The organism is Mucilaginibacter sp. HD30 (assembly GCF_054061755.1).
In genome coordinates, this window is the sequence record NZ_JBSSEO010000001.1 from 1,247,057 (window position 1) to 1,260,644 (window position 13,588).

General features: G+C 42.2%; 12 protein-coding genes. 4 read left to right on the plus strand and 8 right to left on the minus strand.

Annotation, left to right across the window (positions count from 1 at the left end; translation table 11 throughout):
* Nucleotides 1-5 precede the first annotated feature (5 nt).
* From ACVW2L_RS06095 to ACVW2L_RS06110, 4 genes are all read right to left on the minus strand, one after another.
* A complete protein-coding gene (locus tag ACVW2L_RS06095) occupies nucleotides 6-1,262 on the minus strand; it encodes an aspartate kinase (protein WP_457127074.1) in 1,257 nt (418 codons plus the stop codon).
* Complete coding sequence (locus tag ACVW2L_RS06100; protein WP_457127075.1) at nucleotides 1,262-2,068, minus strand: DUF3298 domain-containing protein; 807 nt, start codon at nucleotides 2,066-2,068, stop codon at nucleotides 1,262-1,264. The genes ACVW2L_RS06095 and ACVW2L_RS06100 overlap by 1 nt, the downstream gene beginning before the upstream one ends.
* Nucleotides 2,065-2,538, minus strand: a complete 474-nt coding sequence (locus ACVW2L_RS06105; protein WP_457127076.1) for an N-acetyltransferase family protein — start codon at nucleotides 2,536-2,538, stop codon at nucleotides 2,065-2,067. Before ACVW2L_RS06105 ends, ACVW2L_RS06100 begins: the two co-directional genes overlap by 4 nt.
* 67 nt (nucleotides 2,539-2,605) lie before the next feature.
* Nucleotides 2,606-3,295, minus strand: coding sequence for a YggS family pyridoxal phosphate-dependent enzyme (locus ACVW2L_RS06110; protein ID WP_457127077.1), 690 nt, complete (start codon nucleotides 3,293-3,295; stop codon nucleotides 2,606-2,608).
* 40 nt (nucleotides 3,296-3,335) lie between these two features.
* On the opposite strand from ACVW2L_RS06110, the gene ACVW2L_RS06115 reads away from it, so the two are divergent.
* Both ACVW2L_RS06115 and ACVW2L_RS06120 read left to right on the plus strand, forming a co-directional pair.
* Nucleotides 3,336-3,821, plus strand: a complete 486-nt coding sequence (locus tag ACVW2L_RS06115; RefSeq protein ID WP_457127078.1) for a DUF4296 domain-containing protein — start codon at nucleotides 3,336-3,338, stop codon at nucleotides 3,819-3,821.
* A 6-nt stretch (nucleotides 3,822-3,827) separates the two neighbouring features.
* A complete protein-coding gene (locus tag ACVW2L_RS06120; protein WP_457127079.1) occupies nucleotides 3,828-6,188 on the plus strand; it encodes an endonuclease MutS2 in 2,361 nt (786 codons plus the stop codon).
* A 27-nt stretch (nucleotides 6,189-6,215) separates the two neighbouring features.
* On the opposite strand, the gene ACVW2L_RS06125 is transcribed toward ACVW2L_RS06120, so the two are convergent.
* On the minus strand, nucleotides 6,216-6,869 hold the full coding sequence (locus ACVW2L_RS06125) for a metal-dependent transcriptional regulator (RefSeq protein WP_457127080.1): 654 nt from the start codon (nucleotides 6,867-6,869) through the stop codon (nucleotides 6,216-6,218).
* 113 nt (nucleotides 6,870-6,982) lie between these two features.
* On the opposite strand from ACVW2L_RS06125, the gene ACVW2L_RS06130 reads away from it, so the two are divergent.
* A complete protein-coding gene (locus tag ACVW2L_RS06130; protein ID WP_457127081.1) occupies nucleotides 6,983-9,415 on the plus strand; it encodes a TonB-dependent receptor in 2,433 nt (810 codons plus the stop codon).
* 62 nt (nucleotides 9,416-9,477) lie between these two features.
* Here ACVW2L_RS06130 and ACVW2L_RS06135 read toward each other — a convergent pair whose 3' ends face one another.
* Complete coding sequence (locus tag ACVW2L_RS06135) at nucleotides 9,478-9,798, minus strand: RNA recognition motif domain-containing protein (protein WP_457127082.1); 321 nt, start codon at nucleotides 9,796-9,798, stop codon at nucleotides 9,478-9,480.
* A 48-nt stretch (nucleotides 9,799-9,846) separates the two neighbouring features.
* The gene (locus ACVW2L_RS06140; protein ID WP_457127083.1) at nucleotides 9,847-11,664 is read right to left on the minus strand and encodes an AAA domain-containing protein; all 1,818 of its coding nucleotides are present in this window, start codon (nucleotides 11,662-11,664) and stop codon (nucleotides 9,847-9,849) included.
* Nucleotides 11,665-11,835: 171 nt separating this feature from the next.
* Here ACVW2L_RS06140 and ACVW2L_RS06145 point away from each other — a divergent pair, with 171 nt between their 5' ends.
* On the plus strand, nucleotides 11,836-12,897 hold the full coding sequence (locus ACVW2L_RS06145; protein ID WP_457127084.1) for an LLM class flavin-dependent oxidoreductase: 1,062 nt from the start codon (nucleotides 11,836-11,838) through the stop codon (nucleotides 12,895-12,897).
* Here ACVW2L_RS06145 and ACVW2L_RS06150 read toward each other — a convergent pair.
* Nucleotides 12,894-13,496, minus strand: a complete 603-nt coding sequence (locus ACVW2L_RS06150) for a class I SAM-dependent methyltransferase (protein ID WP_457127085.1) — start codon at nucleotides 13,494-13,496, stop codon at nucleotides 12,894-12,896. The two genes, ACVW2L_RS06145 and ACVW2L_RS06150, sit on opposite strands and share 4 nt — an antisense overlap.
* Between the last annotated feature and the right edge of the window lie 92 nt (nucleotides 13,497-13,588).

Here is a 13,588-nt window from a genome sequence, read left to right on the forward strand (position 1 = left end):
TTGATCTATTTCAAAACTACCTGCGCCGTATTCCTGCTTACTTGCTCCAATAAAACGGTTCTACCACTGCTTAATTCTTTAAGTGTTGTTTCGCCATAATGCCTAACTGTTATTAAGGTAAGACCGGTATTGTAGCGCACTTTATAAGCGCCGTTAAAAGCTTCCACAAACTTTTCAAAGCTCTCTTCTTTATAATCAACACAAAAGCTGAAACTAAGTGCAGATGTTTGCATGGTGTTTACCTTTACGTTATTTGCGGCAAACCGTCCGAATATATCGCTTAAATGATTTTCGGTTATAAAAGAGTAATCCTTTGTAGAGAGCGAAAGCAATACCTGGTTTTGTTTTAATATAATTACCGGTTTTGCAAACACTGGCTTAATATGGCCGCTTATAATTGTGCCCGGTGCGGTGGGGTCGCCAAACGGCTTAACCAGCAGCGGGATATTGGCATTCTGTAGCGGTTTAATCGTTTTTGGATGGATTACTGTCGCGCCATAATAGGTCATCTCTATGGCTTCGTTATAGCTTAGTACATCAAATTTCACGGTATCTTCAAAGTATTTCGGATCCGCATTTAATACCCCCGGTACATCCTTCCAGGTAGTAACAGATTCTGCACCCAGGCACGAAGCGAAAATAGATGCAGTATAGTCAGATCCCTCTCGCCCAAGCGTAGTTGTAAAATTCTCAGATGTGCCCCCTAAAAAGCCTTGGGTAATTATAAAACTTTTTTCAAGCAAATGGGGTATGCTTTTACTAATACTCTCCCGTGTTTTATCCCATAACACCGTTCCTTCGCGGTAGGTATTATCAGTATGAATATATCCGCGAACGTCTACCCATTGTGTTTGCAGGCCTGCTTTATTTAAATAAGCACCAACTATACGCGTTGACACCAATTCGCCAATGGATACTATCTGATCATAAATAAAATCATAATCATCCTGCGGTTCTTCTTCTACCATCCAATCTATCTCAACAAAAGTGTTTGCCACTTCGTTAAAAACAGGATGCGATGCTTCAAAAAGTTCAGCCATTATGTTGTAATGGTATTGTTTAATATCCTCAAATATGGTATGCATATTTTCAGATCCATCTACATATGCCTTGGTAAGTGTCTCTAAAGCGTTGGTAGTTTTACCCATTGCCGAAACTACAATGAGCAGCTGATTTTCTTTGTATTGGTTAACCACATTTGCCAGGTTGGTAATACCGTTTGCATCTTTAACAGATGCGCCGCCGAATTTAAAAACAAGCATTATTTGATATATTGAGTTATCACCGTGTTAGGGCGTAAAAGTGATCTGATCCTGGTGTAAGGTACAAACAGGTCTGTTGTACCCGCTGCATAAGGTTTTATTTCATATTGATTATATAAAAACCTTATGCCGATGGGGGTGAACATATAGTTATCATTGAGCGCAAACTTGTTATCCTTAAAAAAATAGTCCCGAGCCAACGATGAAGTATCGCTTAGCTGCTCCTGTCGCCTGAAAATAGTATCGGCCACGGCCGTAAGTTTTGCGTAATAGTCGTCGGTCAAAACAGCTGCCAGTGTTATATTGCTTTTGCTTTTTGGGTTCCAATTAATAAATGTGGTGGAGCTTGCTCCATGTGCACCTCCCTCATAAGTATATCCTTCAAGTTGCAATGTGGTTAAGCTTGAATCCTGTCTAACAACCATTGCCTTTAAATTGAGGGTATAAAACATCTCAGGGCTATATTGTTTAGGATTGTCCTTAACATATCCAGCTATAAAATCTTCGGCAAATGAATGTAAACTTGTATCCCGCTTTTTATCAGGGTTGTTAAAACCGCTTGAAATAAGTTTTTGCGTTATAGCGTCGGTAAGCGCTTTTTCGTTCTTAAACCTTGGGTAGATAATTGATGCAACGCTGCATAAACTGTCAGCTTTATTCCCACAGTCCGAAGCACGGACTTTAATTGTATCGTAAGTAAAAGCAAGGGTATCTTTATTAAAATCCGGCTTTTGGTGGCTGGTCTCGCCCCATTGGCAGGCGCTTAATCCTAACGCCACTATCAATATTAATACATAAACCTTCATAAGCTCAAACCTTGCATTTGTTCTTTGGATACGGATGCATTTAGCCAACCCGCATCATAGCTTGCAGCGTACTTGTTATAAAAATTGATAGCTGGTTCATTCCAGTCAAGCACCTGCCAAACCACGCCACTGTATCCCTTTTCCTTAGCCTCGCTTAGCACCCGTTCAAATAACATTTTGCCAATGCCCTTGCCGCGCATGGTTTCGGTAACTAAAAAGTCCTCCAGGTACATACGGCAGCCTTTCCAGGTAGAAAAACGAATATAATACAACGCGAAGCCAACAATAAGCCCATCCACCTGCGCTACAAAGGCCCGCCACACCGGTCTTTCCCCAAAGCCAGCTTCTTCAAACTCCTGCAAAGTAACGGTTACTTCCTGTGGTGCCCGTTCGTAAAGGGCAAGCTCATTAACCAGTTCTAATAACCGTACGCAATCTTCTTTTACAGCAACTCTTAGTTCAATAGTCATTGGTTATTATCTCATTGGTCATTAGACCATTGTAAATTCTAAATAAAACAAATCCGAAATCAAAAAATCAATTGTTTTTCCAGTGTTTAATTACCCGGCCGCCAAAAATAGTGCTGCCTACGCGTATCATGTTACTGCCCTGTTCTATAGCAATTTCATAATCAGCAGACATACCCATTGATATGGTATTAAAGCTATCCTCTTTTCTGAAAAAGCTTTGCTTAAGGCCGTCAAAAAAGGTCTTAAGTTCGTAAAACTCATCTTTAAGCTGTTTCTCTTTATCTGTATTGGTAGCAATGCCCATAACCCCACGTATCCGGATGTTCTTCAATGCCGAAAAGTCATCGGCACGCAGCAACTCAATCGCTTCGTCAAAACCCAAACCAAATTTTGTTTCCTCGTCCGCTATATAGATCTGTAGCAGGCAATCTATTACGCGGTTGTTTTTTAGCGCCTGTTTATTTATCTCCTGCAATAGTTTAATACTATCAACAGATTGTATCATTGCTATAAACGGCGCTATGTACTTTACCTTATTACTTTGCAGGTGGCCTATTAAATGCCATTCAATGTCATTAGGTAATTGCTCTTGTTTTTCAACAAGTTCCTGTACCATATTCTCGCCAAAAACACGTTGCCCGGCTTGATAGGCTTCCATAACTTCGGCTACAGTTTTTGTTTTTGATACAGCCACTAAAGTTACATTTTGCCCGGCAGTTTGGCTTTTTAAATTATTAATGTTATCGGCAATGCTCATTTATCGTAATTTTGTTCTTTTAAAACCGCTAAATTAAATAATGCGCAGACATCTCATCTTGTTTTTTTCGGCTTTGTTTTTATTCATGTCATGTAAGCAGGATAAAACCCCCGGCGATATTATCGAAAAAGATAAAATGGTGCATATGCTATCTGATGTTCATATAATTAATGGATCGTTGTCTTCGCACGTTGCGAAAGATAGCCTTTATAAATATGGCACCAATCGTTATGGGCTTCTTTTTAAAAAATATGGCGTTGACTCTGCTCTGTTTAACAAAAGCGTAGCGTATTATGCCGGCAGGCCCGATGAAATGACGGAGTTATACGATAGTGTAACTGTAGTATTGCAATTTAAAATCGATTCATTGAGTGAAGTTAATGCCAAAATAGCCGAGAAGGAAACTAAAAAACTAAGGGCAAAATTCGAAGCTGAAAAAAAGAGGAAAGCTGACTCATTAAGGCTTGACTCAACAACAAAAGCAAGTAAAGCCATCAAGTTAAAATTACACACACGAATTCAATAAAATATAATGCTTTACCCCAATAATAGTATTGATAAGCTGGGTTTTACCGAGGTAAAGGAACTGATAAAAGCACATTGCCTGAGTGTTATGGGTCAGCAAATGGTTGACAAGATACAGGTGATGAGCAATTATGACCTGATAAAGAAGTTTCTGAGTCAGGCAGCCGAATTCAAAAATATTTTACTGAATGATGCAGCCTTACCTATTCATCATTTTTTTGATCTAAAATCATTAGCCAATAAAGCCAAACTGGAGGGTGCGTTTTTAACTGAAGAAGAGTTCTTTCAGGTTCAGTCGTCGCTTTCTACCGTATTTGCGGTAATAGCATATTTTAATGAACGGGAGGGGCAATACCCTAATCTTGAAGCTTTATTTGAGCATTTGCCTATTGAAAAAGCCATCATAAAAAAAATAGACCAGGTAATTGACCCGAAAGGAAAAATAAAACCCAACGCCTCGCGCGATCTGGCTGATATCACATCGGGAATAGCTAAAGCTGAACAAGACGCCCGCAAAAAAATTGACCAGATATTTAAAAGCGCTTCATCAAACGGATGGACGGCTGATGGCTCATTAACCGTTAGAGACGGGCGATTGTGTATCCCATTGCTTGCCGAAAACAAGCGCAAACTAAAGGGTTTTATTCATGATGAATCTGCGTCCGGGCAAACGGTTTACATGGAACCCGAGGAGGTATTCACGCTAAATAACCTTATCCGCGACCTGGAATTTGAGCGGCGGCGCGAAATTGTAAAGATACTTACCGCCTTAACTACCGAGTTAAGGCCATATGTGCCACTTCTGCTATCCTATCATGGTTTGCTTACCAAGCTTGATTTTGTTAGGGCCAAAGCGCTTTTTGCTATTGATATTGAAGGTGAAATGCCGCAAGTTGTGAATGATGCAACGCTTAAACTAACTAATGCGCGCCACCCTTTACTGTTTTTAAATTTTAAAAAGGAAGGCAAAACCGTTGTCCCGCTTAATGTGAAAATTGACGAGGGAACGCGTATTGTGGTAGTATCGGGCCCGAATGCCGGTGGTAAGTCGGTATGCATGAAAACGGTTGGTTTATTGCTTTTAATGGCGCAATCAGGTTTGCTGATACCTGCGGATGATATAAGCGAGGTAGGTGTATTTAAGCAGTTTTTCGTGGATATAGGTGATGACCAGTCTATTGAAAGCGATTTGAGTACTTACAGCGCGCATCTTTCAAAAATGAAAACCTTTGTTGAGCAGGCCAATGGCAAGTCGATGATATTGATTGACGAGTTTGGTACAGGCACTGATCCGCAATTTGGCGGGCCAATTGCCGAAGCCGTGCTGGAATCGCTCAATAGCAAAAAAGTACGCGGGATGGTAACCACGCACTACTCCAATCTTAAAATATTTGCGGGCAATACCGAGGGAATAGAAAATGCCTCTATGTTGTTTAACAATGTGGAAATGCAGCCGCTGTATATTTTAGAAGTTGGTAAGCCGGGCAGTTCATACGCTTTTGAGATTGCGCAAAAAATTGGTTTGCCAAAGCAAGTACTTGATCTGGCAAAAACCAAAATAAGCGCCGGGCAAAAAAATGTAGATACCTTATTAGTTGGGTTGGAGCGTGAGAAAAAGGAGATTTTAGATACACGCGTTAAGTTGGATAGGCAGCAAAAGCATGTTAACCTTTTGTTAGCCGAGAATGAAAAGCTGAAAAGCTATTTGGAAGAGAACAAAAAGGAGTTGATGCGCAAGGCTAAAGACGAGGCCAAAAACATCATCCTCAGCGCCAATAAATTGGTGGAAAACACTATAGCAGAAATTAAAAGCAATAATGCCGATAAGGAGAAAACGCGTGTGTTGCGCGATAACCTGAGCCGCGAACTTGAAAAGAATGTTATTAAACCGGCAGCAGTAAAAGTTGCACCATCTGCCGACGAGTTAAAGGTTGGCGACTGGGTAAAACTAACAGATTCAGAAACTACCGGCCAGGTAATGGAAATAGCCAGGGATAACGTAATCATTGCTATTGGTGATCTTCGCACAGTAGCGAAAAGCAAGAAGGTGCAAAAGATTTCCAAATCATCGGTGCCGAAAGAGATACGCCGTAATTTTAGCACCCAAACAAGTGATATAGCAGGATTTAATCCGGAGATAGATGTGCGTGGCATGCGTACCGAAGACGCTATTGCTGCTATAGAACGCCTATTTGATCGCGCCCTGATGATGGGTTACGGAAGTTTGAAAATACTGCACGGCAAGGGTGATGGTATACTACGCAAAATGATAAGGCAATACCTTAAAAAGTATGATCAGGTTGACAGGCTGGAGGACGAACATGCCGACAGGGGCGGGGACGGAATAACCTATGTGTATTTGAAATAAGCAAGCGATGTTAAACTGCAACCGTAATTAACTTATCAATATATTTTCGCTGAATTTTTGCGAAACGGTAACATTTTCACCGTTGTTGATTTTAATCACCAGCGAACCGTCGTAGCTGATCTTTTCAATTACTTTTATTTGGGTGTTTATGCCGATACCAAGCTTAACCAGGTATTGTAAAAAAGCAGCGCTCGTATCTCTCACTGCCGCAACCCTACAGCTGGCGCTTGTTTTAGCATCAGCTAAGCTTACAGTGTAAGTTTTAGGCAGCTTGCCTGCGGCAGTAGGGATGGGATCACCATGCGGGTCGTATTCCGGGAAGCCCAAAAATTTATCTAATCTGTCCGCAAGAGTCGCATCGCTTATGTGCTCCAGTTCTTCAGCTATTTCGTGTATCTCATCCCAATGATAGCCCAGTTTTTCCAGCAAAAAAACTTCCCATAAACGATGCTTACGCATTATTAATATAGAATCCTTTAAACCTTGTGGCGTTAGGCGCGCGCCTTTTTTCTTATCATACTCTATCAGGTTTTTATCTGTCAGCTTTTTTATCATATCAATTACTGATGCCGCGTTGTTGCCAAGCGCTTCGGCAATAGCAGTAGCTGTAATTTTCTCGTTAGACTTTTGCGAAAGCCTGAGAATAGCCTTAAGATAGTTTTCTTCCGATAATGTATTCATCTCTTTTTTCGGTTTACCCAAAACTAAGTAAAATAATTTTAGTAAAATAAAATTAGGTATACCTAATTTTATTTATTTGCTTTGTGGTATAATTTATTTTAGAAATGTTTAATATGCTGTTTCGTTTTTGTTTTGTTCTGTTCATAATGTGCCCGGCTTTGTTAAAAGCGCAAACTGGCAGTATAAGCGGTAAGGTCATTGCTAACAACCAACAACTTGCATCTGCATCTGTGAAAGTAAAAGGTACCGCAATCGGTACAAAAACAGATGAGAACGGACAGTTCCGGTTAGTTAACATACCGGTAGGGCAACATGAATTACAGGTTTCGGCAATAGGTTACGCGTTGCAAAAGCAGCTTATAACAGTAACTGCCGAAGCGTCGCGGGAGATAACCATCGCATTAACGCCCGTAGAAACAAACCTTAACGAGGTTGTTATAACCGGTGTAACACGCGCCACCTCAATAAGGAGCAATCCGGTACCTATTGCTGTAATGAACAGCAAGGCTATCAACAGCCAGGCCAATACCAATATAGTTGATGCCATAACCCGCAGCATTCCGGGTGTTAGTGCCGTAACTACAGGCCCCAATATCTCTAAACCTTTTATAAGAGGATTGGGGTATAACCGTGTTTTAACTTTATATGATGGCATCAGGCAGGAGGGCCAGCAATGGGGCGATGAGCATGGCATTGAGATAGACCAGTTCGGTATAAGCAGGGTAGAAGTAATTAAAGGCCCTGCCAGTTTAACCTACGGATCAGATGCTTTGGCGGGAGTAATTAATATGCTGCCTGAGCTGGTTTACAAAGATGATAAGCAACTGCACGGTGATTTAAGCACGGAGGCGCACACCAACAATGGTAGTTTAGGTGCATCGTTGGGCCTTAATTATAAAAACGGCGATTGGAAGTATAACGTAAGGAGCTCTATGAAACGGGCGCATGATTATCGTAACAGTATTGATGGCCTGGTTTACAACACGGGCTTTAACGAGCTCAACTTATCGGCAATGGCCAGGGTTAATAAGCAATGGGGAGAGTTTAAAATAGCGGCCAACTTATACAACAACCAGCAGGAAATACCGGATGGTAGTCGCGAGCAAAATAGCCGGCGCTTTACAAAACAGGTAAGTGAAGCAAATATCGACGATATCACCAACCGCCCTGTTGTGAGTGATGCCGAATTAAACTCATATAAACTTTCTCCCTTATACCAGCACATTCAACACTACCGCATTTATACACATGCCGCTTTAAATGTAGGTGAGGGTAATATCGATGCGCTTTTTGCCGTGCAGCAAAGCGTTCGTAGGGAGTACAACCATCCAACCGCTACTGCGCAACCGGGCTTGTATGTAGTGCTTAATACGCTAAATTATGATATTAAATATAACCTTCCCGAACTGAATCGTTGGGAAGCTACTATAGGGTTAAACGGTATGTTTCAGGGTAACCGGAGCAAGAATGGTACAGCTTTCCCAATACCCGATTATAATCTTTTTGATGCCGGCACTTATGTGTTAGTTAAGAAGAAGATTGGCAATTTTAACGTTTTGGGCGGCCTGCGTTATGATAGCCGGAATATTAACTGGAACGATTTTTATGTTGGAACAGATCCTGCTACCGGCTTTGAACGCAAAGGTACCGCAGCAGATATTGCCGCAGGCGGTAACTTGCAATTTCCATCATTTTCCAAAGTTTTTCATGGCATTTCGGGTAGTGCGGGTGTAACCTATAATATAACTGAGCGGGTTTTGCTAAAAGCCAACATAGCAAGGGGATATCGTGCGCCTAATATAACCGAAATAGGCTCAAACGGCCTTGACCCTGGTGCCCATATTGTTTATCTGGGTAACCGCAGTTTTGCGCCGGAGTTTAGCTTACAGCAAGATCTGGGCTTTGCCGCTTATCTGAAAGATATGGACATATCTGCCGAAGTGTTTAACAACAACATTACCAATTACATATTTCAATCTAAACTTACGGACGCAGCCGGTAACCCGGTTATTATTGTGCCGGGCAATACCACCTACCAATACCAACAGGCCGCAGCACGGCTTTATGGGGCTGAGTTGACAGTCAACCTGCATCCGCAACAGCTAAAGTGGCTTAACTTTACTAACAGTCTTGCTTATATAAAAGGGGTAAAAAACGGCGCAAAAGGTACAGCTGCAGAATATTTGCCACTTATTCCGCCACTGCATGCCCGGTCTGAAGTAAAAGCTATTATTAATAACTTTTATGTAAAGGTTGCGGCTGATATGTATGCAACCCAAAATCACTTTTACGCTGCCGACGATACAGAAACTGCCACACCAGGTTATAGCTTATTTAGCTTAGGTACCGGCGTCACTGTAAAGAATAAGGCGAATAAAACGGTTTTTGATCTGTCTGTAATGGCTGATAATATTTTTGACAAAGCCTACCAATCGCACCTTAACCGGTTAAAATATTTTGAATATTACCAAACATCGCCTAATGGGCGTTACGGTATTTACAATATGGGGAGGAATATTAGTTTCAGGCTTACTGTTCCGTTTTAAAAAAACGAGAGACGTTGCAAATTGCTTACGTCCGAGGTTCTTTATTACGTTATATAACTTAATTAATTGCGCTGTAGCCGAGGGCGCTTATTAAATGTTTTAGGTGCAAATTTTGGACGGCTTGCGGTCTTTTTCGGCTGGTCTTCTTCTACAATATTTAACAGTAATTCGCGACCGGCTATCAGGGTTCCGTTTAGCGCATCCATAGCTTGTTCGGCACCGGCGCGGTCAGTAACTTCTAAAAAAGCGTAACCCTTACAAATCTTGGTTTTTTTGTCGCGCACTATTTTTATGGTCTGTACATCAGCATAAAGAGCAACCCGTTGCACAATTTCCAACTCCGTCATATCAAGTGGAAAGCCGCCTATAAATAATTTAATCATTGTGATTGTTTGAAAAATTTATAACCTAAAGGTATACATTTTGTTTTATTAATATTCCCATACACTTTTATAGCCGGCCAAACCTTCTGCATAGGCAATAAGGTCGGTGTAAAATGGAGTTTGGCCTAATGTAGCGCTATCTCCAATTATTATAAGTTTAAGCCTGGCGCGTGTCATGGCAACATTCATGCGGCGATAGTCACTTAAAAAGCCAATAACACCTTCACTATTACTACGGGTAAGCGAAATGTAAACCACGTCGCGTTCCTGACCCTGAAATCCATCAACCGTATTTACTTCAACGGAGGTTTCGGTTAAAATGTTTTTCAATAAATTAACCTGCTCTTTATAAGGCGCAATAACAGCTATGCTTAAATTATCGGCATAATTCATTGCTTCAATATGGCGTCCTACAAATGCCGCCTCGTCGGGGTTAATCGTGCTGGTGCCTTCGCTTTGTTCTTCGTAACCCGCGCCTGCGGTATCTATAAAAGTAAATGGCTCATCAGTTTCACTCAAAACGCGGTTGGCTACGCTTTCGTGTGCAATAAGTCTGTTTTTATAAAACTTTAACGACGAAAAACCCATAATCTGGCTATTCATCCGGTATTGTTCTTCTAATAAGGCAACGGCTTGAGGTTGCAAGGCTACGCATTTTTCCAGTAGGGTAGTGGTAAGGCCCTGCTGTCGCGACTTTACAGTAGGAGGTAGTTGCATATGGTCCCCCGCCATAATAAGGCGCTGGGCCTTTAAAATCGGTATCCAGGCCGCGGGTTCAAGCGCCTGGCCGGCCTCGTCAATAATAACAGTGTTAAACTTTATGTTTTTTATGGTATAATGATTGGCCCCAACCAACGTAGCTGTAATAACTTGTGCCGTACTTATCACGTCATCGCTAATAAATTCCTCTATTTTTGTTGCGTCGCGGGTAATTCGGTGCGCCTCGTCAAACAGGACCTTGCGTTGTTCACGCTCAGCTTTGCCAAAATTGCGTTTGTACTTATGCGCCATGTTTTTAAACTCCGAGGCGTTTTTCTTCAGCTTTTTAACGTCTTTGATCTGACTATGCTCAGCCATGCGGCTCTCCAGGGTAAGGCGCTGTAAACGCTCAGTAACCCTAACCGGATTGCCAATGCGCAGCACGTTTAAGCCTTTCTCGTCCAATTTTTCGCTTAACAGATCAACAGCAGTATTACTTGGCGCTACGACCAATATCTGTGGTTCTCCGCGTTCAATTAAAGCACTTATAGCTGCCACAAGGGTAGTAGTTTTACCTGTACCCGGTGGCCCGTGTACAATGGCCAGTCTTTGAGCCCCTAAGATATTTGCAACGGCATTTTGTTGTGAGGTATTTAAAGCAGGGTCAGCATAAGTTAACTTGTTTACAACAGCACTTTCACTTCCGGTAAGTACCCTGATTAAATGACTGTCAGTTTTTTCAGCCAGCTTAACGGCCGCCTGCATTTCGTTGTAACTGTGATTGTCAAACAACAGATCTATCCCCAGTTTACCGTCGCTTGCCCAATCGGGTAACTCTTCGGTTAGTAGCGTTATCCTCATGCGGTCAGCGCCAATATATGTTACCGTACCATTCAGCCGGTCGGCAGTATCATGATTGGAAAACAAAGCAACCGAACTGCCAAAACGGATCTGATGCTGGATATCATTATGGGTAGTGCGTTCAACTTCAACGCTTAGATAATCTCCGCGTGTTGTTTCAGTATTGCGGATGGCGATAGGGTACCAGCACAGACCAGATGCTCGTCGCTGAGCCGCCCCGGTGCCGGCTGTAAGGCCGCTAAAGGCTGCTTCGTCAGCAGCGCGTTCAATGGTCAGTAAATTTAAAAGCTCCTTAAAATAACTCATAAAATAAGGGCGCAAGTATAGGTAAAAAATCAGTTCTGTATTAAATACAGAAATTTTTAAAGCGCCTCTAAAATCGTTGATATATTTGTAATTGGGTAAATGAGAATATATTAAATATTTAATAATCAAATTAATATGTAGATCATATCTATAATAACATTAATAAATAAAATGGATACTTTATTGTGTAATTTTGAGTTTTTACCTTTAACTAATATGGAAATAGGGATAGACAGCTTTGCATCGGCCATGTACGGCTCCAACCAATTAAGCAGCGTTGATGCTATGGAGCAACTGTTGGAACGTATTGAACTGGCCGATCAGGCGGGCCTTGCAGTGTTTGGAATTGGCGAGCATCATAAAAAGGAATTCCTGGATTCTGCCACGGTTGTTATCCTTGCCGCCGCCGCCGCACGTACAAAAAATATACGCCTGGCAAGTGCAGTAGCCGTACTAAGCGCCGCCGACCCTGTGCGCGTTTATCAAAATTTTGCTACGCTTGATCTGATATCCAAGGGTCGCGCCGAACTCGTAGTGGGGCGTGGGTCTTCTATAGAAGCCTATCCCTTATTCGGTTTTAATTTAAATAATTACGATGCGCTTTTTAAAGAGAAACTGGATCTGCTTTTACAAATAAGAGACAACGAATTTATTACTTGGCAAGGCAAGTTCAGGGCACCATTGCACAACCTGCCTGTTTATCCACGGGCTTTACAACCTAAGTTGCCAATATGGTTGGGCGTGGGGGGCACACCGGCATCATTTATACGGGCCGGTACATTAGGCTTACCTTTGATGGTGGCAATTATTGGCGGCGATACCCATCGCTTTAGACCGTTGGTTGACCTTTACCGCGAGGCGGGCCAACGTGCGGGCTTTACCCCAGAGCAATTAAAAGTAGGCTTGCACTCGCCGGGCTATGTATCCCACACAAACGAGCAGGCGGTTGAGGAGTATTATCCAGGCTATGCTGAGCTTTGGACAAGACTGGGCAAAGAGCGTGGCTGGCCACCTGTTACCCGGCCACATTTTGATTCGCTTATTGCTCCAACAGGCGTTTTGGTTGTTGGTGGCCCCGAGCGGGTTGCTGAAAAACTTTTGCGCCACAGCGATGCATTGGGTGGTGTTGATCGTTTTACTTTCCAGATGGACAACGCGGGATTAAGCCATGCGCAGCTGATGAAATCAATTGAGTTGATAGGTGAGAAAGTGATTCCGCTTGTTAATGCTTAACGATACATCCAAACAGTAAAATCCTGTTCGTCGTAATCATCTTTAAGTATAACGTTGTTGCTTAAGGTGCGGCAATGCGCCAATATCATTTCGGGTTCATAAGCAACTATTAAACCGGTGTTTGATACATGCCGTAACAGGTTAAAAGCCAAGCCTGATCTACAGCATTCAAACAGTTTGCTAATTGCTTTAAAAATATAACCGGCATCGCTGCTGCCATAGTTAAGTGAGCCGCTGGCAAAAACATAATCAACGGTAGGCAAATCTGCAGTTATAAAATTACGAGCGATAAACGTGACATAGCTTAGGTGTCCGTACCGGATCTTAGCCTCTTCTATCAGTTCGGGTATTTGCTCAACACCATAGTAATGGGCAGGCTTATTATTTGGCGATAGAAATGCAAAAAGATCAGCATAACCACATCCGGCATCTAAAATGGTTTTACCTTTCAGGTCAGCTATGCCGGCTAAGGCTTTAAAGCGTATTTGCTGATCATTATGGGTTAACCAACCCAGCGCCAGGCTGCTGTCAGAGCCGTGTAAAGCAGCCATATTACGATGGTAGTTAAATACCGCACCAGAGTCGTCTAAGGAGTTCACGCTCCAAACTTACTAAAAGTAAAGATGTAGAATAGGCGGTCCTCTGTCATAGCTTGCTAATTAAATACATAGCAATTATTGTGCTTGCTTAT

What these genes read in the sequence shown, in the direction of transcription:
- ACVW2L_RS06110 (WP_457127077.1), bottom strand. Translation starts at nt 3,295, where the DNA reads ATGAGCATTGCCGATAACATTAATAATTTAAAAAGCCAAACTGCCGGG.
- ACVW2L_RS06140 (WP_457127083.1), bottom strand. Translation starts at nt 11,664, where the DNA reads ATGAGTTATTTTAAGGAGCTTTTAAATTTACTGACCATTGAACGCGCT.
- ACVW2L_RS06120 (WP_457127079.1), top strand. Translation starts at nt 3,828, where the DNA reads ATGCTTTACCCCAATAATAGTATTGATAAGCTGGGTTTTACCGAGGTA.
- ACVW2L_RS06115 (WP_457127078.1), top strand. Translation starts at nt 3,336, where the DNA reads ATGCGCAGACATCTCATCTTGTTTTTTTCGGCTTTGTTTTTATTCATG.
- ACVW2L_RS06105 (WP_457127076.1), bottom strand. Translation starts at nt 2,538, where the DNA reads ATGACTATTGAACTAAGAGTTGCTGTAAAAGAAGATTGCGTACGGTTA.
- ACVW2L_RS06095 (WP_457127074.1), bottom strand. Translation starts at nt 1,262, where the DNA reads ATGCTTGTTTTTAAATTCGGCGGCGCATCTGTTAAAGATGCAAACGGT.
- ACVW2L_RS06125 (WP_457127080.1), bottom strand. Translation starts at nt 6,869, where the DNA reads ATGAATACATTATCGGAAGAAAACTATCTTAAGGCTATTCTCAGGCTT.
- ACVW2L_RS06135 (WP_457127082.1), bottom strand. Translation starts at nt 9,798, where the DNA reads ATGATTAAATTATTTATAGGCGGCTTTCCACTTGATATGACGGAGTTG.
- ACVW2L_RS06100 (WP_457127075.1), bottom strand. Translation starts at nt 2,068, where the DNA reads ATGAAGGTTTATGTATTAATATTGATAGTGGCGTTAGGATTAAGCGCC.
- ACVW2L_RS06145 (WP_457127084.1), top strand. Translation starts at nt 11,836, where the DNA reads ATGGATACTTTATTGTGTAATTTTGAGTTTTTACCTTTAACTAATATG.
- ACVW2L_RS06130 (WP_457127081.1), top strand. Translation starts at nt 6,983, where the DNA reads ATGCTGTTTCGTTTTTGTTTTGTTCTGTTCATAATGTGCCCGGCTTTG.